Annotated in this window: 18 protein-coding genes; 12 read left to right on the top strand and 6 right to left on the bottom strand. The window is 71.5% G+C overall.

The genetic code is table 11. From position 1 onward, the window contains the following. Positions 1–19 precede the first annotated feature (19 nt). Together B0I31_RS01865 and B0I31_RS01860 are read left to right on the top strand one after the other, a co-directional pair. On the top strand, positions 20–1,681 hold the full coding sequence (locus tag B0I31_RS01865) for a sensor histidine kinase (protein ID WP_106613522.1): 1,662 nt from the start codon (positions 20–22) through the stop codon (positions 1,679–1,681). Between the two features lie 2 nt (positions 1,682–1,683). Continuing rightward, the gene (locus B0I31_RS01860; RefSeq protein WP_106613986.1) at positions 1,684–2,334 is read left to right on the top strand and encodes a response regulator; all 651 of its coding nucleotides are present in this window, start codon (positions 1,684–1,686) and stop codon (positions 2,332–2,334) included. A 72-nt stretch (positions 2,335–2,406) separates the two neighbouring features. Here B0I31_RS01860 and B0I31_RS01855 read toward each other — a convergent pair whose 3' ends face one another. Beyond that, the gene (locus tag B0I31_RS01855) at positions 2,407–2,673 is read right to left on the bottom strand and encodes a GlsB/YeaQ/YmgE family stress response membrane protein (protein WP_073896502.1); all 267 of its coding nucleotides are present in this window, start codon (positions 2,671–2,673) and stop codon (positions 2,407–2,409) included. A 154-nt stretch (positions 2,674–2,827) separates the two neighbouring features. On the opposite strand from B0I31_RS01855, the gene dxr reads away from it, so the two are divergent. From dxr to map, 7 genes are all read left to right on the top strand, one after another. After that, a complete protein-coding gene (gene dxr, locus B0I31_RS01850) occupies positions 2,828–4,048 on the top strand; it encodes a 1-deoxy-D-xylulose-5-phosphate reductoisomerase (protein ID WP_106613985.1) in 1,221 nt (406 codons plus the stop codon). 1 nt (position 4,049) lies between these two features. Further along, entirely contained in the window at positions 4,050–5,246 is a 1,197-nt protein-coding gene (locus B0I31_RS01845; RefSeq protein WP_106613521.1) for a M50 family metallopeptidase, read from the top strand. A gap of 22 nt (positions 5,247–5,268) precedes the next feature. Then, positions 5,269–6,426 carry a flavodoxin-dependent (E)-4-hydroxy-3-methylbut-2-enyl-diphosphate synthase gene (gene ispG / locus B0I31_RS01840; RefSeq protein WP_106613520.1) on the top strand — a complete coding sequence of 386 codons (1,158 nt, stop codon included), beginning with the start codon at positions 5,269–5,271 and terminating at the stop codon, positions 6,424–6,426. 71 nt (positions 6,427–6,497) lie between these two features. Beyond that, entirely contained in the window at positions 6,498–7,352 is an 855-nt protein-coding gene (locus tag B0I31_RS01835; protein ID WP_181319945.1) for a GNAT family N-acetyltransferase, read from the top strand. Positions 7,353–7,397: 45 nt separating this feature from the next. Next, entirely contained in the window at positions 7,398–9,197 is a 1,800-nt protein-coding gene (locus tag B0I31_RS01830; RefSeq protein WP_106613519.1) for a penicillin-binding transpeptidase domain-containing protein, read from the top strand. Positions 9,198–9,229: 32 nt separating this feature from the next. Further along, the gene (locus B0I31_RS40325) at positions 9,230–9,388 is read left to right on the top strand and encodes a hypothetical protein (RefSeq protein WP_181319944.1); all 159 of its coding nucleotides are present in this window, start codon (positions 9,230–9,232) and stop codon (positions 9,386–9,388) included. Between the two features lie 65 nt (positions 9,389–9,453). Further along, on the top strand, positions 9,454–10,311 hold the full coding sequence (gene map, locus B0I31_RS01825; protein WP_106613518.1) for a type I methionyl aminopeptidase: 858 nt from the start codon (positions 9,454–9,456) through the stop codon (positions 10,309–10,311). On the opposite strand, the gene B0I31_RS01820 is transcribed toward map, so the two are convergent. Then, positions 10,298–10,996: an alpha/beta hydrolase family protein gene (locus B0I31_RS01820; protein ID WP_106613517.1), complete on the bottom strand. Its 699-nt coding sequence runs from the start codon at positions 10,994–10,996 to the stop codon at positions 10,298–10,300. The genes map and B0I31_RS01820 overlap by 14 nt on opposite strands. 42 nt (positions 10,997–11,038) lie before the next feature. On the opposite strand from B0I31_RS01820, the gene B0I31_RS01815 reads away from it, so the two are divergent. Beyond that, positions 11,039–12,562, top strand: a complete 1,524-nt coding sequence (locus B0I31_RS01815) for a cobyric acid synthase (protein WP_106613516.1) — start codon at positions 11,039–11,041, stop codon at positions 12,560–12,562. Between the two features lie 335 nt (positions 12,563–12,897). Here B0I31_RS01815 and B0I31_RS01810 read toward each other — a convergent pair whose 3' ends face one another. Both B0I31_RS01810 and B0I31_RS01805 read right to left on the bottom strand, forming a co-directional pair. Further along, positions 12,898–13,827, bottom strand: coding sequence for a pentapeptide repeat-containing protein (locus B0I31_RS01810; protein WP_106613983.1), 930 nt, complete (start codon positions 13,825–13,827; stop codon positions 12,898–12,900). 226 nt (positions 13,828–14,053) lie between these two features. After that, a complete protein-coding gene (locus tag B0I31_RS01805; RefSeq protein WP_106613515.1) occupies positions 14,054–15,007 on the bottom strand; it encodes an EamA family transporter in 954 nt (317 codons plus the stop codon). 73 nt (positions 15,008–15,080) lie between these two features. On the opposite strand from B0I31_RS01805, the gene B0I31_RS01800 reads away from it, so the two are divergent. Beyond that, entirely contained in the window at positions 15,081–15,989 is a 909-nt protein-coding gene (locus tag B0I31_RS01800; protein ID WP_106613514.1) for a LysR family transcriptional regulator, read from the top strand. Between the two features lie 189 nt (positions 15,990–16,178). On the opposite strand, the gene B0I31_RS01795 is transcribed toward B0I31_RS01800, so the two are convergent. Together B0I31_RS01795 and B0I31_RS01790 are read right to left on the bottom strand one after the other, a co-directional pair. Further along, positions 16,179–16,430 (bottom strand): hypothetical protein, encoded by a 252-nt coding sequence (locus tag B0I31_RS01795; protein ID WP_425444339.1) that lies wholly within the window; start codon positions 16,428–16,430, stop codon positions 16,179–16,181. A gap of 63 nt (positions 16,431–16,493) precedes the next feature. Next, positions 16,494–17,165 (bottom strand): FadR/GntR family transcriptional regulator, encoded by a 672-nt coding sequence (locus B0I31_RS01790; RefSeq protein WP_106613513.1) that lies wholly within the window; start codon positions 17,163–17,165, stop codon positions 16,494–16,496. 161 nt (positions 17,166–17,326) lie between these two features. On the opposite strand from B0I31_RS01790, the gene B0I31_RS01785 reads away from it, so the two are divergent. Further along, positions 17,327–18,505: an MFS transporter gene (locus B0I31_RS01785; RefSeq protein WP_245949590.1), complete on the top strand. Its 1,179-nt coding sequence runs from the start codon at positions 17,327–17,329 to the stop codon at positions 18,503–18,505. The last annotated feature ends 27 nt before the right edge of the window (positions 18,506–18,532 follow it).

Below are 18,532 nucleotides of genomic sequence, written 5' to 3'. Positions count from 1 at the left end.
TCTCCTACCGTGGTGCCCTGTGACCTCTGTCGTTCAGCGGCTCCGGCCCGCCCTGCCGGACCTCCGGGAGGCGCCCGCCGCGTTCCTGCGCACCCACGCCGAACGCCTCGGCCAGGTCACGCCCTGGCGGGTGGGCCGCGAGGTGCTGGCCGTCCTCGCGATCCTCACCCTGGACGTGTGGCCCGGCTGGTTCGCGAGCAACGGGCGGCTGTCCGGGTGGACGCTGATCGCGCTGGGCGTCGGGTACGTGACGATCTTCCTGACCAGGCTGCTGTTCCCCGCGCTGGCCCTGCTGATCGCCACGTGGGTCGTCTTCAGCGCCGACCACGGCGGCGTCGTCCTGGTGCTCATGCTGTCCTACGCCGCCGGCTACCGGATCGCGCCGTGGCAGCGCTCGCTGCTCACCGCGGTCCTCGCGCTCGCCCTGCACATGTTCGCCTGGGGCGTGTCCACGCCCGGCCTCTCCGGGCCGTTCGGCCAGTTCGTGATGCTGACCGTCTACGGCATGGTGGTGGCACTGCCGTTCCTGGTCGGCCGGTACGCGGCCCAGCGCAACGCCCTGGTCGCGGCCCTGCAGGAGCGCGAGGAGCGGGTGGTGCGCGAGCGGCGGATGGTGTCGCGCCAGGTCAGGCTGCGCGAGCGCAACCGGATCGCCCAGGACATGCACGACAGCCTCGGCCACCGGCTCAGCCTCATCTCCGTGCACGCGGGCGCGCTGGCCCTGGACTCCGGTCTCGGCGAACGGCAGCGCGAGGCGGTGCAGGTGCTGCGCAGCGCGGCCCTGACCGCGATGGAGGAGCTGCGCGGCGTCATCGGCGTGCTGCGGCGTGACGAGGAGCCCGAGGAGGACCAGGTCCGCCGCACCACCGTCGGCGGAACCGACAATCGGACGGTGGACGCGATCGACGAGCTGGTCGACGGCGCCCGGCGGGCCGGTGTGCGGGTCAGCCTCGTCCGCGGCGGGCAGGCCGTGCCGCTGCCCGCGAAGGTCAGCCACGCCGCGTACCGCATCGCGCAGGAGGGCCTGACCAACGCCAACAAGCACGCGCCGGGCGCGAGCGTGCAGGTGACCGTGAAGTACGAGCCGGACGCGCTGGTGGTGGAGGTGCGCAACAACCCGCCCCGCGCCAAGCTGCCCAGCGGCGGCGGGTTCGGCCTGATCGGGCTGGGTGAGCGGGTGCGGCTGGCGGGCGGCATGCTGCACGTCGGCGAGCTGCCGACCGGCGGGTTCCGGATCGCGGCCGTGCTGCCGTACGAGGACACCGCGGCGGCGAGCGACGAGCCGTCCGACGAGGAGCAGCCCGAACCGGCCAAGCCGACCGGCATCCGCAAGTGGGCGGGCGTCGGCTCGATCGTGCTGGCCGGGATCGTGGTGCTGGTGGTCGTCGGCGGCTACACGTGGATCGGGTCGCAGCCCGTCACCAAGGTGGTGTCGGAGGAGTTGTACGACTCGGTGTCGGTCGGACAGTCGCAGGCCGAGGTGATGGCCAGGCTGCCGGGCGGTGCCGAGCCGCCGCTGGGCGACATCACGTCCGACGCCGCGCCGGAGCCGGCCGGAGCGGAGTGCGAGTACCGCGTGGCCGACGTGCAGACGTACTCCTCGCGTGCGACCAAGATCGTGCGGTTCTGCTTCGCGAACGGCACCCTGGTCGAGAAGAAAACCCACCTGCAGGGGATGTGAACGTGATCCGGGTCCTCATCGCCGACGACGAGCCGCTGATGCGCGCGGGCATCAAGGCCATCCTCGGCACCGCCGACGACATCGAGCTGGTCGCGGAGGCCGGTGACGGCCGGGAAGCCGTGCGCATCGCGCTGGAACGGCGGGTGGACGTCGCCGTGCTCGACATCCGGATGCCCCGCCTGGACGGCCTGGCCGCGGCACGCGAGCTGCGCACCGTCGCGCCTTCGGTGCGGGTGGTGATGCTCACCACGTTCGGCGAGGACGACAACATCGTCCGGGCGCTGTCAGACGGCGCCGCGGGCTTCCTGCTGAAGGACTCCGCCCCGGAGGAGTTGCTACGCGCTGTGCGGGCGGTTCACTCGGGCGAGGCGTATCTGTCACCCATGGTGACGAGCCGGGTGGTGGGGATGGTGGCTCAGGTCGGCCAGCCGCGCCGCCAGGAGGCGATGCGCCAGGTCGAAGGGCTGACCGATCGCGAGGTCGAGGTGCTGTCGCTGCTCGGGCTCGGCATGTCGAACGCCGACGTCGGGCAGCGGCTGCACATGAGCGAGGCGACCGTGAAGACCTACGTGAGCAGGCTGTTGGCCAAGCTCGGGCTCACCAACCGGGTGCAGGCGGCGTTGCTGGCGCGGGACGCGGGCCTGGCGAACTGAGCCCGGACATGGGTGTGCCCCGCCGATTTCTCGACGGGGCACACTCAGAGTGGTTGTCTGCTCCGGACGTCGTCATGCCCTGGCTCGGGAACCGGTCACCATGCGGTAGATGCCCAGCACGATCAGCGAGCCGAGGATGGCGAGCAGCCAAGTGCTCAGGTCGAAGAACGTGTTGATGTCGGTCCCGAAGATGGCACGGCCGACGAAACCACCGATGATGGCGCCGACAATGCCGAGCAGCATCGTGATGATGATGCCGCCGGGGTCCCGACCAGGCATGATGGCCTTGGCGATGGCACCCGCGATGAGGCCGAGGACGATCCAACCCAAGATGCCCACGGGGCTCTCCTTCCTGATGGCCGCGACGGGCGGATCCGTCGGGCGCTTGATCGAGGAATGCCCACGTTCGGGTGAGACCACGCGTTCGTTACCGTTCCGTTATCGAAGTACCGCTGTGCGGGCTATCAGGATGGTTCGGCCACAATGGGTGGTGATGAGCACACCACGCACCGTCCTGGTCCTCGGGTCGACCGGGTCGGTCGGCACCCAGGCCCTCGACGTCATCGCCGCCAACCGCGACCGGTTCTCCGTGGTCGGCCTGGCCGCCGGCGGCGCGGACCCGGCCGCCCTCGCCGCCCAGGCCGTCGAGTTCGGCGTGCGGGCCGTGGCCGTTGCAAGGGCCACCGCGGTCGAGGACGTCACGCTCGCCCTCTACGCCGAGGCGCAGAAGCGCGGCTACCCGCAGGGCGCGTTCAAGCTGCCGCGCATCCTCGCCGGCCCGACCGCCATGACCGACCTGGTCGACTCCACCCCCGCCGACGTGGTGCTCAACGGCATCACCGGCTCCATCGGCCTGGCGCCGACGCTGCACGCCCTCAAGACGGGCGCCACGCTCGCCCTGGCCAACAAGGAATCGCTGATCGCGGGCGGTCCGCTGGTGCTCAAGGCGGCCAAGCCGGGCCAGCTCGTGCCGGTCGACTCCGAGCACTCCGCGCTGGCCCAGTGCCTGCGCGGCGGCCGGGCAGACGAGGTGGCCAAGCTCGTGCTCACCGCGTCCGGCGGCCCGTTCCGCGGCCGGACCCGCGCCGACCTCGCCGACGTCACCGCGCGTGAGGCCATGGCGCACCCGACGTGGTCGATGGGCCCGGTCATCACCATCAACTCGGCCACCCTGGTCAACAAGGGGCTGGAGCTGATCGAGGCGCAGCTGCTGTTCGGCGTGCCCTACGAGCGCATCGACGTGGTCGTGCACCCGCAGTCGATCGTGCACTCGATGGTCACCTTCACCGACGGCTCCACGCTCGCCCAGGCCAGCCCGCCGGACATGAAGCTGCCGATCGCACTGGCCCTGGGCTGGCCCGACCGCGTCCCCGGCGCCGCCGCCGCGTGTACTTTCGACGTCGCGACCGCGTGGACGTTCGAGCCGCTGGACGACGAGACGTTCCCGGCGGTGCGGCTGGCCAGGCAGGCGGGCTCCGGCGGTGGCTGCCTCCCGGCGGTCTACAACGCGGCGAACGAGGAAGCGGTCGCGGTGTTCCTCGGCGGCGGCACGTCGTTCACCTCCATCGTGGACACTGTCGAACGGGTGCTCGCGGAGGCGGACGGCTGGGCGCATGAGCCGGTCGACGTCGACGAAGTCCTCGCGGCGGAGCAATGGGCCCGGGCGCGGGCGCGGGAACTCGTGGCCACTTCGGTGGGGTCTGGAAGGGACTGACGTGCTCGTTTTTCTGGGCATTCTGCTGTTCGCCCTGCTCATCGGCATCTCCATCGCGCTGCACGAGCTCGGCCACCTGGCCACGGCGAAGATGTTCGGGATGAAGGTGACCCGGTACTTCATCGGGTTCGGACCGAAGATCTGGTCCTTCCGCCGCGGTGAGACCGAGTACGGCATCAAGGCCATCCCGGCGGGCGGGTTCTGCGAGATCACCGGCATGACCGCGCTGGAGGAGGTCGCGCCGGAGGACCAGCACCGCGCGTTCAACAAGCAGAAGACCTGGAAGCGCGTGGTGGTGCTGTCCGCGGGCTCCATCACCCACTTCATCGTGGGCTTCATCATCCTGTACTTCATGGCCTTCACCATGGGCATCCCGAACCTGCGCGACTCCGCGCTGATCGCGGAGGTGGCCCCGTGCGTGCAGAGCAGCACCGACGCCGAGTGCGCGCCCGGTGCGCCCTCGCCGGCCAAGGACGCGGGCTTCCAGGTCGGTGACGAGATCGTGGCGGTGGGTGGCGCGGCCACGCCGACGTGGGCGGACGTGCTGACCAAGACCCGCGAGCGGACGGGCACGACCGAGTTCAAGGTGCTCCGCGACGGTGAGGAGCTGACGCTCACCGCCGACGTCGCCCGGGTCGAGCGCGAGATGCAGCGCAAGGACGGCACGCGCTACACCGAAGAGGTCGGCGCCATCGGCGTCATCCAGCAGCGCAACTTCGAGTACAACGCGATCACCGCGATCGGCGGCGCGACCCAGTTCACCGGCACGATGTTCGAGAACACCTGGCGCGGCCTGATCAACTTCCCGCAGAAGATCCCGGCCGTGATCGAGGCCATCGGCGGTGGCGAGCGCGACATCGACAGCCCGGTCAGCGTGGTCGGCGCGAGCAGGCTCGGCGGCGAGGCGGTCGACCGGGGCCTGTGGCAGCTGTTCTGGCTGATGCTGGCGGGGCTGAACTTCTTCGTGGGTGTGTTCAACCTCCTGCCGCTGCTGCCGCTTGACGGTGGTCACATCGCCGTCAACCTGTACGAACGGGTGCGAAACTGGATCCGGAAGCTGCGTGGGCTGCCGGCCGGCGCACCGGTCAACTACCTGCGACTATTGCCGTTGACCTACTTCGTGATCTTCGTCGGCGGGTCGGTCACGCTGCTGACGATCACCGCCGACATCGTCAACCCCATCAAGCTCTTCCAGTGATCTCAGTGAGAGGTGCCAGTTCATGAGTGACGGCGTCATGCTCGGTCTCCCGGCGATGCCTCCTCCGGTGTTGTCGGAGCGGCGCAAGACCCGCCAGCTCATGGTGGGCTCGGTCGGCGTCGGCAGCGAGTTCCCCGTCTCGGTGCAGTCGATGACGACCACCGTCACGGCGGACGTGAACGCGACGTTGCAGCAGATCGCGGAGCTGACCGCGGCGGGCTGCGACATCGTGCGGGTGGCGTGCCCGTCGCAGGACGACGCGGACGCGCTGGCGGCGATCGCGAAGAAGTCGCAGATCCCGGTCATCGCGGACATCCACTTCCAGCCGAAGTACGTGTTCGCGGCGATCGAGGCCGGGTGCGCGGCGGTGCGGGTGAACCCGGGCAACATCAAGAAGTTCGACGACAAGGTCAAGGAGATCGCGCAGGCGGCCCGCGACCACAACACCCCGATCCGGATCGGCGTGAACGCCGGCTCGCTCGACCCGCGCCTGATGGCGAAGTACGGCAAGGCCACGCCCGAGGCGCTGGCGGAGTCGGCGCTGTGGGAGGCGTCGCTGTTCGCCGAGCACGACTTCCACGACCTGAAGATCTCGGTGAAGCACAACGACCCCGTGGTGATGATCCGGGCGTACGAGCTGCTGGCCGAGCAGTGCGACTACCCGCTGCACCTGGGTGTGACGGAGGCCGGTCCGGCGTTCCAGGGCACGATCAAGTCGGCGGTCGCCTTCGGCGCGCTGCTGCGGCAGGGCATCGGCGACACGATCCGCGTCTCGCTGTCCGCGCCGCCCGTCGAAGAGGTCAAGGTCGGGCACCAGATCCTGCAGTCGCTCAACCTGCGGCCGCGCAAGCTGGAGATCGTCTCGTGCCCGTCGTGCGGGCGTGCGCAGGTGGACGTCTACACGCTGGCGGAGCAGGTCACGGCGGGCCTGGAGGGCATGGAGGTGCCGCTGCGGGTCGCCGTCATGGGCTGCGTGGTGAACGGGCCGGGCGAGGCGCGTGAGGCGGACCTGGGCGTCGCCTCGGGCAACGGCAAGGGCCAGATCTTCGTCAAGGGCAAGGTGATCAAGACCGTGCCAGAGCACCAGATCGTGGAGACCCTGATCGAGGAGGCCATGCGCCTCGCCGAGGAGATGGGCGAGACCGTCGACGGCGGCGAACCCGTCGTGACGGTCGGCTGAGGCGGGCCGGGAGTCGGCTGAGCGGGTGGCAGACGCGCGGGTAACGGTGTCCATCTGGCAGGCTTGACGGCGTGCTGAGGTTGGCTGGCGCGCGTTTGCTCGACGAGCGGGACCTGTCGGAGGTCCTCGCCGTGCTGGCGGCCGACCCGGTGGCGTCCTGCATGGTCGCCGCCCGGGTCGAGGTCGCGGGCCTGGACCCGTGGCGGCTCGGCGGCGAGGTGTGGGCGTACGACCACCGGTCGCTGCGCGGCGGCCGGGTCGACGCGCTGTGCTTCGCCGGGCCGAACCTGATCCCGCTGCGTGGCAACACGACCGCGCTGCGCAGCTTCGCCGACCGCGCCCGCCGCCGCGGTCGCATGTGCTCGTCGCTGGTCGGGCCCGCCGAGCAGGTGCTCGGCCTGTGGGAGGAACTGGCACCCGACTGGGGACCGGCCCGCGAGGTGCGCGCCGACCAGCCGCTGATGGCGCTGGGCGGCAGCCCGTCGATCCCGCTGGACCCGCTCGTCCGGCCCGTTCGACCGGACGAACTGGACCGGTACCTGCCCGCCGCGATCGCCATGTTCATCGAGGAGGTCGGCGTCGACCCGTGCGCCGAGGACGGCGGCGCGTCGTACCGGGCGCGGGTGGCCGAGCTCATCGCGGGCGGGCGCGCGTTCGCCCGGTTCGAGGGCGGCGACGTGGTGTTCAAGGCCGAGATCGGGGCCATGTCGGCGAAGGTCGGCCAGATCCAGGGCGTGTGGGTGCGGCCGGACCGCCGCGGCAACGGCATCGGCGCGGCGGGGACCGCGGCGGTGGCCGAACGCCTGGTCAGGGGCCTGGGCCGGACCGCGTCGCTGTACGTGAACTCCTACAACGACGTGGCCAAGGCGGCGTACCGCAAGATCGGGTTCTCCCAGGTCGGCCAGTACGCGACCGTCCTGTTCTGACACCGTCGCGGTGTGTCGTGGGCGACACCGGGCATACTCGGCGCCGTGATCGCGCGCAAGGTGGCCCTCTTCGGGGTGGTCCTGCTGCTCGTCAGCGGCTGCGGCCTCTTCTCCTCCCGTCCGGGTCCCGACCAGGTGGCCGGCGACTTCCTGGCCAAGCTCGCCGCCGGTGACGTCGACGGCGCGGCCGGGCTGACCGACGACCCGGGCGGCGCCAAGGAGGTGCTGGGCAAGGTCCGCGAGGTGCTCAAGCCCGAGGGACTGGGCGCCAGGGTCGAGCAGGTGCGCTCGGCGGGCGAGTCGACCACCGCCGACGCGACCGCGCAGCTGGACTGGGACCTCGGCCACGACCACGCGTGGAGCTACCGGACCGAGTTCGACCTGCGCCGCGAGGAGGACGACTGGAAGGTGCACTGGGCGCCTTCGGTCGTGCACCCGAAGCTGGCCGTGCAGCAGACGTTGGGCGTGGCCGAGGTGAAGCCCGCGCTGGCGCCGGTGCTGGACCGGGACGGCACGCCGCTGCTCGCGCCGGAGGTGGTCGTGTCGATCCTGCTCGACGCCAAGGAGGCTGGTGACGTCAACGCGGTGGCCGCCGCGCTGGCTGCGGCCCTCACGCCGATCGACGCCGCGATCACCCAGGCCTCGATCGTGGACGGCGTGTCGAAGGTGCCCGCCGGGCAGGTCTACCAGGTGGCCGCGCTGCGCGATGCGGACTACCAGACCGTGAAGCCCGCGATCTACGAGCTGCCCGGGGTGCGGTTCACCACGCAGACGAGCCTGCTCGCGCCGTCGCGCACGTTCGGCTCGCAGGTGCTGCCCGCCGTGCGCAAGGCCGTCGAGGAGGAGATCGCCGGCCGGGCCGGGCTGCGCGTCTACACCGTGAACGCGGCCGGTGACGAGGTGGAGACCCTGCACGAGCAGGCGCCGGAGCCGGCGCAGGCGATCTCGACCGCGCTGAGCCGGACCGCGCAGGCGGCGGCGGAGGACGCGCTGGAACCCGTGCCGCAGGCGGCGATGCTGGTGGCGCTGCAGGCGTCCACCGGCGAGGTGCTGGCGGTGGCGCAGAACGGCCCGGCGGACGCGGAGGGTCCGGTGGCGTTGACCGGCCGCTACCCGCCCGGGTCGACGTTCAAGATCGTGACGGCGGCGGCGGCGATGTCGTCCGGGCAGGCGACGGCGGACAGCCCGCTGCCGTGCCCCGGCAAGGCGGTCATCGACGGTCGCCGGGTCGTGCCGAACGACCACGAGTTCGACAAGGGCACGATCCCGCTGCACTCGGCGTTCGCGTTCTCCTGCAACACGACGTTCGCGCAGCTCGCGGCCGGGATGGCGCCGGACGCGCTGACCAAGGCGGCGGAGTCGTTCGGCCTCGGCGTCGACTTCGAGATCCCGGCGATCACCACGATCACCGGTTCCGTGCCGCCCGCCACCGACGTGGTGGAGCGGGCGGAGGACGGCTTCGGTCAGGGCAAGCTGCTGGCCAGCCCGTTCGGCATGGCGGTGGTGGCGGCGACGACGGCGACGGGCGAGATGCCGGTCCCGACGCTGCTGAAGGGCCGTGAGACGAAGGTCGACCGCACCCCGGCCCCACCGGCGCCCGCCGTGCTGGAGCCGTTGCGGGCGATGATGCGGGAGGTCGTCGAATCGGGCACCGCGCCGCAGCTCAAGCCGTACGGGGACGTGCGGGGCAAGACGGGCACGGCGCAGTTCGGCGACGGCACGAACTCCCACGGCTGGTTCGTCGGCTACCGCGGCGACGTGGCGTTCGCGACCCTGATCCTGGGCACCAACAGCTCCGCCCCGGCCGTCGACGCCACGGCCCGCTTCCTTGCCGCGTTCGGCTGAACGGAGCAGTCGCTGATGGCATCATGTCGCGCATGGGTCGGGACGAAGTGCGGGAACACCTCATCGCGGCCGGTGCATCGATCCCGGCCACCAGCAGCCGGGACCACCTGTTGACCGAGCCGCTGCCCGCCGGATCCGGTCCGCCGCTGTCCGAGGTGGTGCTCCGGAGGCGATCGGAGGAGCGCTGGTGACCTGGACGGACCGCGTAGGGGACACGTGGCGCATGCCTCATCACGCTGAGCCGTAATCTGGGGGCATGTCCGTGCGTGCCGTCCTCCAGCCAGGTGTGCTGTCCCCGCGCCGTCCGGTGCCCGCCGAGATCGAGCGGCCCGAGTACGTCGACCGGCCCGAACCCAAGCGCAACACCGATCCGTGGGTGCAGCCGCCCGAGGTGATCGAGGCGATGCGCGTCGCGGGCAGACTGGCCGCGCAGGCGTTGCAGGAGGCGGGCAAGGTGATCGTGCCCGGCGTGACCACCGACGAGATCGACGCGGTCGCCCACGAGTTCCTGTGCGACAACGGCGCGTACCCGTCCACGCTCGGCTACCGCGGTTTCCCCAAGTCCTGCTGCACCTCGCTGAACGAGGTCATCTGCCACGGCATCCCCGACTCGACCGTGGTCGAGGACGGTGACATCGTCAACGTCGACGTCACCGCCTTCATCGGCGGCGTGCACGGCGACACGAACGCCACCTTCCTCGCGGGCGACGTGAGCGAGGAGGCCCGCCTCCTGGTCGAACGCACGCACGAGGCCACCATGCGCGCCATCAAGGCCGTGAAGCCTGGTCGGCAGCTCAACGTGGTCGGCCGGGTCATCGAGTCCTACGCCAACCGCTTCGGCTACGGCGTGGTGCGCGACTTCACCGGCCACGGCATCGGCCGCACCTTCCACAGCGGCCTGATGGTGCTGCACTACGACGCGCCGCACGTGCCCACGATCATCGAAGAGGGCATGACGTTCACCATCGAGCCGATGATCACCCTCGGCGGCATCGAGCACGACCTGTGGGACGACGGCTGGACGGTCACCACCCGCGACAAGAGCTGGACCGCCCAGTTCGAGCACACGATCGTCGTCACCGCGGACGGCGCCGAGATCCTCACCATCTGCTGAGCAGCGGCACCAACGCCTCCGCCACCACCTCGGGCGACGTCACGGCGCCCAGGTGGTGGCTGTCGACCTCCACCACCGGCCAGCCCAGCTCGCGCGCGGCCGACGCGGCGGAGTCGTAGGCGGGGCTGAGCCGCACGTACGAGCACGGCCCGGTCCACGCCACGGTGGGCCGGGGCTCCTTCAGGAACGCCAGCGGCACCTCGGGCGCCTCGGCCACGATCTCCTCCAGCAGCCGCACGTCCGGCACCATCGCCGACAGCGCCTCGGGCGCGAACCACAGGTCCCAGCGCGGCATCAGCCCGTCCCGCGCGATGGTCTTCAGGTGGGCCATCCGCTCGGCGGGCGCGTCGTCCCGCCAGCTCCGCCCCGGCGTGGGCAGGTCCGCGTCGAGGAACACCAGCCCGCGCACGGGCGTCTCCAGGGCGTCGGCGAACGCGGGCAGCAGCGGACCGGCTCCGCTGTGCCCGACCAGCACCAGGTCGCCCTCCACCAGGGAGTCCTCCACGGCGTCGGCGAACACGCCGAGCAGCCGTTGGTGGACGGGCGCGGCGTTGACCGTGACACGCAGGTCGAGCAGCACCACGGGGTGGCCGAGTTCGGCCAGCGCCCCGGCGAGCGGGCGCAGGCTCGCGGGCCCGAGGTAGGGGCTGTGCACCAGGACAGTGGTAGCGGGGACGTCGGCCATGCCGTGGATGATGTCAGCCGGGACCGACAGCTAGGGGACATTGTGCGCAGTGCGTTGCTGGTGGCCGGCACGACGTCGGACGCGGGGAAGAGCGTGCTGGCGGCCGGTCTGTGCAGGTGGCTGACCCGGCGCGGGGTGCGGACGGCGCCGTTCAAGGCGCAGAACATGTCCAACAACTCGGTCGTGACGGCTGACGGCGGCGAGATCGGCCGGGCGCAGGCGGTGCAGGCCGCCGCGTGCGGGCTGGAGCCGAGCGTGCGGTTCAACCCCGTGCTGCTCAAGCCGGGCGGCGACCGCAGTTCCCAGGTGGTCGTGCTGGGACGGGCCGTGGGCGAGGTGTCCGCGCTGTCCTACCGCGAGCGCAAGGCCGAGCTGTTCGCCACCGTCCTGACCACGCTCGACAGCCTGCGGGACGATTTCGAGGTCGTGGTCTGCGAGGGCGCGGGCTCGCCCGCCGAGATCAACCTGCGGGCGAACGACATCGCGAACATGGGCCTGGCCAGGGCGGCGGACCTGCCGGTGCTCGTCGTCGGCGACATCGACCGCGGCGGGGTGTTCGCGCACCTGTTCGGCACGCTGGCCCTGCTCGACCCGGCCGACCAGGCGCTGGTCGGTGGGTTCGTGGTGAACAAGTTCCGGGGCGACCCGGCGTTGCTCGAACCCGGCCTGCGGCAGCTGGACGCGCTCACCGGACGTCCGGTGCTGGGCGTGCTGCCCTGGCGGGAGGAGCTGTGGCTGGACGCCGAGGACTCCCTGTCCTACGCGGCGGACGGCGTGATCGGGCGGCCGGAACCGCCGCGCGGCGACCAGTGGCTGCGGGTGGCCGTGGTGCGGTTGCCGCGCATCTCCAACGCCACCGACGTGGAGGCGCTGGCGTGCGAGCCGGGCGTGTCGGTGCGGTTCGTCACCGAGCCGTCCCGGCTGGCCGACGCGGACCTCGTGGTCGTGCCCGGTTCGAAGGCGACGGTGGACGACCTGGGCTGGCTGCGCGCCACGGGCCTGGCCGACGCGATCGCCGCGCACGACGGCCCGGTGCTCGGCATCTGCGGCGGGTTCCAGATGCTCGGCCGGACGATCGAGGACGAGGTGGAATCGCGCGCGGGCACGGTCGCGGGCCTCGGCCTGCTCGACGTGGACGTGCGGTTCGCTCCGGACAAGACCCTGCGCCGCCCGCACGGAGACGCGTTCGGCGAACCCGTCACCGGCTACGAGATCCACCACGGCGTGGTCACGCGCAACGCCGAAGCGGGCCTGGTCACCCTGCCAGACGGCACGCCGGAGGGCGCGCTGCGCGGCCGGGTCGCCGGTACGCACTGGCACGGCCTGCTGGAGAACGACGCCTTCCGCCGCGCCCTGTTGCGCTGGGCCGCCGGTCACGCGGACCGGCAAGGATTCACCCCCGCGCCGGACGTGGACTTCGCCGGACGGCGGGCCGCTCAGCTCGACCTGCTCGGCGACCTGGTCGCCGACCACCTCGACACCGACGCGGTGTGGGCGTTGCTGGAGGAGGGCGCGCCACCGGGACTGCCGGTCATCCCTCCCGCCGGTGCACCACCTGTCGCGTGACGGCGTCCGACCTCGGTGCACGCGACCGGCAAGTCGCGCGGTAGTGCCACCGGTGGGCGGGGAGCCGTGCAGACGACCGGCCCGGACGACGGTGCGCGGGAGGTCGCTCGACCCGCAAGCCGGGCTGACCTACCCGCGGCGGCCCGTCGAGGACCGTGCGGTCGCATCAGTGCGTGAGGGAATCTGTGCGGTCCGGACTGGACGACGCTGACTCAGAGATCCGCTAGCGCGCGAGGGGACATGCGGAAGGTGGCACACACGTCACACCTCCGCTCACGGGTAGTCACACTGTGAAGGTACCGGCCACGGACCCGGGGATACGTCGCCCGTTCGGGTCAACGCCGTTCACGCGAGGCGACGAGCACGGCCCAATCGCCGTCGACGGCCTGCTCCTCCCACCCGTCCGGCCACTTCCGCCGCACGTCGGACGTCCGCGCCCGGGCACCCGCCAACTTGGCCGCCGTGTGCACGCCGAAGTCCGTGCCACCCTCGAACGCCGCGCCCCGGAACACCGAGTCGCCGAACGCGACCCGCCGGAAGTCGGCCAGGTCGCGGAACCAGGTGTCGCGGAAGTCCGCCGTCCCGCTGAAGGTCGTGCCGCGGAACGTCGCCGGCCCGACGAACGTGGTGCCCGCGAACGAAGCCGACCCGATCCGCGCGTGCGTCAAGGTGGGCTTGACCAGCGTGGCGTTGGACAGGTCGAGCGTGATGTCGGCCCAGAACACCTCGGGCCGGTCCGGTCGCAGGTGCGCGGCCAGCAGCGCGGTGGCCGTCTGCCGCACTTCCAGCTCCTGGAACCGATGGGCGTCCCGCGGACCTATCCGCCCCCTGACCCGCGCCTCGGGTGGCGGCGTGAACGGCATCCTCAAGTAGGCGCAGACCAGGTTCACGATCGTCTGCCGATGCGCGGGATTGCCCTGCGCCAACCGCTCCAACGCGTACAACCCGGCCAACCGCACGGGCGCCTTGTCACTGCCCAACTGGTCGGCCGCCTTGCCGTACAACTCGGTGACCCGGCGCTCGGTCGCATCGTGGTCCTTCTGCACCAGATCCAACTCGGCATACCGCTGCCGCCGAGCCGTGAGCAACAACGCCGCCGCCCCACCCGTACCGAGCACGATGCTGGCCGCAGTGCGAACCACATCCAGCCGAACCCCGTCCTGCGGTTCCCCCGACCCGAGCGTGACCAGGAGAAGCACGACGGACCCCACCGCCACCAACCCCAACCCGACCGCCCAGAGCACGATCGTCCTGGCCGACAGCACGCGGTGCTCCACAACTCCCAGCCCATCGGAACCCCGACATCCCGTCAATCACCGATGCGGGTACCACAATTCCCAAACAACCCCGCGCCCCACCGCCCCCCAACGGACACGCAGCCCGTCCCCCGAGGCCAGCAACTCTCCTGCCCACAACGGACCCGCAGCCAACCCACCGAGGCCCGATCTGACATGGCTTCGAGCAGCCTGGAGTGCCCGTAAGGGCCCCATGTCAAATCGAGCCGGACTCAACAACCGAGCGGGACCCAACCACCGCTTCCCCCAACCGACCCGACCCACTCGATCCACCCGGCCGACTCGAACGAGCTGCCCCACGCCCCTTCACCGTCGTCGCCGCCATCCCGACCACCACCAACAACCCCGCCCCCAACCGCACCGTCGTAACCATCTCACCCAACAGCAACCACCCGGACAACATCCCCGCCACCGGCACCAACAACGCGAACGGCACCACCGCGCTCGCCTCGTAACTCCGCAGCAGCAAGTTCCACAACCCGAACCCCAGCAACGTCGACACCCACGCGATGAACAGGATCGCGCCCACCCCCGTCCAACTCAGCCCGCGCAACGCCGCCAGATCCGCCGCCGGCCCCTCGAACACCAGCGACAGCCCCAGCAACGGCAGCACGGCCACCGCGCTCACCCACACGATGAAGTTGATCGGGTCCGGCGGCCGGGCGTACCGGGTGGCGACGTTGGCCAGTCCCCACGCCACCGCGCCGAGCACCACCAGCAGGAACGCCGAGATCGGGCTGCCGACGCCGTAGTCGAACGCGATCACCACGATCCCCGCAGCCGCCACCCCCATCCCCGCGAGCTGCACGGGCCGCGGCCGTTCGCGCAGCAGCACGGCCGCGAACAGCACGGTGAAGAACACCTGGCTCTGCAGCACCAACGACGACAGCCCGGCGGGCATCCCGGCGGCCATCCCGACGAACAGCAACCCGAACTTGGCCACCCCCAACGACAACGCCACCGCGACGACCCACTTCCACGCCACCTTCGGCCTGCCGACGAACCACAGCGCGGGCACCGCGGCGGCCAGGAACCGCAGCGCGGAGAAGAACAGCGGCGGGAAGTCGCGCAGGCCCACCTTGATGACGACGAAGTTGACACCCCAGATGGTGGCGACGAGCACCGCGATCGCGATGTGGCGTGGTTTCACGTCCCCGAGTCTCAGTGCTCACATCATTTAGCACCAGCGACGACTTCTAAGGTTTTCAGTTTAGGATCGCTACATGTTGGATCTCGGACGCCTCCGCGCGCTGCACGCCGTCGCCCAGCACGGCTCGGTCGGCGCGGCGGCCACGGCCCTGGGCTACACGCCTTCGGCGGTGTCGCAGCAGATCGCCAAGCTGGAACGGGAGACCCGGACGACCCTCCTGGAACGCCGGGGCCGCGGTGTGGCGCTGACCGACGCGGCCCACCTGCTGTCGGCCACGGCGGGCCAGGTGCTCGCGCTGGTCGAGCACGCCGAGGTGGCGTTGGAGGAGCAGCGCGGCGCGGCCGTGGGCGAGCTGCGGGTCGGCGCGTTCGCCACCGCCGCGCGCGGCCTGCTGCCCGCGACGGTGGTGCGGCTGGCCGAGCGGCACCCGCAGCTCGACGTGCGGCTGGTCGAGCTCGACCCGCCCGACTGCCTGGAGGCGGTGGCACGCGGCGAGCTGGACCTGGCCGTCACGCACGACTGGGTCAACGCACCGCTGGCCGTGCCCGAGCCGGTGTCGCGGGCGCGGCTCGGCGAGGACGTCGCGGACGTGCTGCTGCCCGCCGGACACCCGTTGGCGGACCGGGAATCCGTGGCGCCGGAGGACCTGGCCGGTGAGCGGTGGATCTGCCAGCCGGAGGGCACGATCTGCCACGACTGGCTGGTGAACACCTTCCGCGGCGCCGACATGGAACCCGACCTGGCCTTCCGGATCGCCGAGTACGAGACGCAGTTGGCGTTGCTGGCCAAGGGGATCGGCGTGGCGCTGCTGCCCCGGCTCGGCCGCGGCGCGTTGCCGGACTCGGTACGCGCGGTGCCGTTCCGCCCGACGCCGACCCGGCGGGTGTTCGCGGTGTGGCGGACGCAGGCCGGTCGTCGCCCGGCCGTGACCGCCACTTTGGCGGCGCTGCGCGACTGCTGGGAGCAGCGGGAAACCGCCTGAAAAGGCGCCTGGGGGAACGTCCGAGGTAACGATCGCGCAACCCACTGTTGCGGTACGTCGGTTTGCGACGAGTATCGGGGTGGGCCATCGGGGGTGACCGAGGTCACGGGCCCGTGCCAAGCCACTCACCAGGGGGCCTCCTGCGGAAATCCGCCGCCGTGGGAGGCCTCCGCCCCGACGTGAAAGCCCTTACCGGCCCCGGGCGTCGAGGAAGAACGCGCGGACGTCCTCAGCGAGCAACCCCGGCTGCTCCATCGCCGCGAAGTGCCCACCCCGGTCGAACTCGGTCCACCTCACGATGTTGTCGGTGCGCTCGGTGATCAGCATGTTCAGGTGCACGCCGACGACGTGCTCGGCGTCCACGATGCCGAGTTCGCGGGAGATGACCGAACCCCAGTCGCCGCCCTGCGCGCCGTAGCGGTCGTCACCCAGCCGGCGCATCAGCTCCGCCCACGTCCGGGCGATGATCGCGGACGCCCACCGTCCGCGATCCGGATCGCGTCGTCAGTCCTTGTGCCGCTCCAGCAACTCCTCCAGGAAGCCGCCCGCTTCCGCCGCGGCACGGGCCGCGTCACGGTCGCGCACGGCGTCGAGCAGGCCGGTGTGCGAGACGTGGTCGTCCTCGTGATCGGTCTCCACGGTCGCCGTGATGCTGGCCCGGACCGCCTCGGTCAGGCCCTGGTACAGCTCGGCCAGCAGCGTGTTGTGCGAGCACTGGACGAGCAGCACGTGGAACGCGGTGTCCCGCTCCACCAGCCGGGCCCAGTCCTTCGCGGCCAGCGCCTCGTCCCGCTCGGCCAGCAGCCCTTCGAGCTTGCCGACCTCCTCGTCGGTGCGGTTGGTCGCGGCCAGGCGCGCGCCCTCCACCTCCAGCGTCCGGCGCACCTGCAGGACCTCGCGCAGCTCGGTGCCGCACATCCGGCGGACCGCGCCGGACAGCTCGCTGGTCGCGCGGACGAACGTGCCGTCGCCCTGGCGCACCTCCAGCAGCCCGGCGTGGGACAACGCGCGCACCGCCTCCCGCACGGTGTTGCGTCCCACGCCCAGGGCGGTGACCAGCTCCGGCTCCGGTGGGATGCGGCGGCCGACCGGCCACTCACCGGCGGCGATCGCCCCCCGCATCTGGTCGATCACCTGGTCGACGAGCCCTGCCCGCCGAGTAGTGGCCAACGGCACAGCGGCATCCTTTCATCCGAACATCCCATGTCTGCGATAGTAGCTCCGTGCCAATCCAGCAGACCCGGCCAGACTGGTCACCGTCGACTGCCCACATTGCCACCGATGGCGGTGGCGATGCGACGATCGCCGACCATCCTCGCCGTACTGCCACGGGTCAGGTGCGTGGGAACCGTCAAGTTGCCCTGGTCGGCAGCACCCTGTTGGCGATCGGCGTAGCGCTGGCCGCGGCCAACCTCCGTCCGGCGGTGACGAGCCTCGCGTCCGTGCTGGGCGACGTGCGCACGTCGCTGGGCGTCTCGACCGCGTGGACGAGCCTGCTCACCGCCGTGCCGACGCTGTGCTTCGGGTTCGCCGCTTTCCTCGCGCCGTGGCTGGGTCGACGCCTCGGCATGGCACGGGCGGTCGCGCTGTCGCTGCTGGTGCTGACGGTCGGCTTGGTGCTGCGGGTGGTGGACGGCCCGGCGGCGGTGCTCGGTGGCACGTTCATCGCGTGCGCGGGCATCGCGGTGTGCAACGTGCTGATCCCGGTGGTGGTGAAGGAGTCGTTCCCGGGGCGGGTGGGCCTGGTGACCGGTGTCTACACGGCGGCGCTCGCGGCCGGTGCGGCGATGGGCGCGGCGTTCACCCCCGGGTTGGAATCGGCGTTCGGCTCGTGGCGGCTGGCTGTCGGGGCGTGGGCCTTCCTGTCTGCGGCGGCACTGGTCGTGTGGATCTCCGGGGCGCGGCACGGGTGGTCCGCGCGGCCGGTCGTGCGCACGGCGCGGGCGGGGCGGTCGCTGATCCGCAGCCCGCTGGCGTGGGTGATCACGGTGTTCTTCGGGCTGCAGTCGCTGCTGGCCTACACGGTGATGGGCTGGCTGCCGCAGATCCTCGTGGACTCGGGGGTGGACCGGACGACCGCCGGGTTGCTGCTGGCGATCACGATGGTGCTGGGTGTGCCGGTGAGCCTGGTCGTGCCGCCGTTGGCGGCGCGGTGGTCCGGCCAGTCGTGGCTCGTGCTGGTGCTGGGCGCGTTGTCGGTGCTCGGCGTGCTGGGTCTCGCGCTGGCGCCCGGCGCGGCACCGGGGCTGTGGGTGGTGCTGATCGGCGTCGGGATGGGCATGTTCCCGCTCGCGCTGGTGATGATCTCGTTGCGCACGTCGTCCGGTGCCGACACGGCCCGGTTGTCGGCGATGGCGCAGAGCATCGGGTACCTGATCTCGGCGGCCGGTCCGTTCGCGTTCGGCGTGCTGCGGGGTGTGACCGGGACCTGGACGGTGTCGATGCTGGTCCTGGTGGGGTTGCTGGTCGTGCTGACCGCGTTGGGGTGGGTCGCGGGTCGTCCGCGGACGGTGTAGCCGGTCGGTCGGCGGTGCCGTCGCGGC

It is taken from the genome of Saccharothrix carnea, assembly GCF_003014735.1.
Classification (GTDB): Bacteria; Actinomycetota; Actinomycetes; order Mycobacteriales; family Pseudonocardiaceae; genus Actinosynnema; species Actinosynnema carneum.
Note: the sequence above shows the minus strand (reverse complement) of the source record. Positions and strands in the feature narration are given on the sequence as shown.

Excerpts from the sequence above, each read along its gene's own strand:
- B0I31_RS01800 (WP_106613514.1), top strand. The coding sequence starts at position 15,081 with ATGTTGGATCTCGGACGCCTCCGCGCGCTGCACGCCGTCGCCCAGCAC.
- map (WP_106613518.1), top strand. The coding sequence starts at position 9,454 with ATGTCCGTGCGTGCCGTCCTCCAGCCAGGTGTGCTGTCCCCGCGCCGT.
- B0I31_RS01795 (WP_425444339.1), bottom strand. The coding sequence starts at position 16,430 with ATGCGCCGGCTGGGTGACGACCGCTACGGCGCGCAGGGCGGCGACTGG.
- B0I31_RS40325 (WP_181319944.1), top strand. The coding sequence starts at position 9,230 with ATGGGTCGGGACGAAGTGCGGGAACACCTCATCGCGGCCGGTGCATCG.
- dxr (WP_106613985.1), top strand. The coding sequence starts at position 2,828 with ATGAGCACACCACGCACCGTCCTGGTCCTCGGGTCGACCGGGTCGGTC.
- B0I31_RS01820 (WP_106613517.1), bottom strand. The coding sequence starts at position 10,996 with ATGGCCGACGTCCCCGCTACCACTGTCCTGGTGCACAGCCCCTACCTC.
- ispG (WP_106613520.1), top strand. The coding sequence starts at position 5,269 with ATGAGTGACGGCGTCATGCTCGGTCTCCCGGCGATGCCTCCTCCGGTG.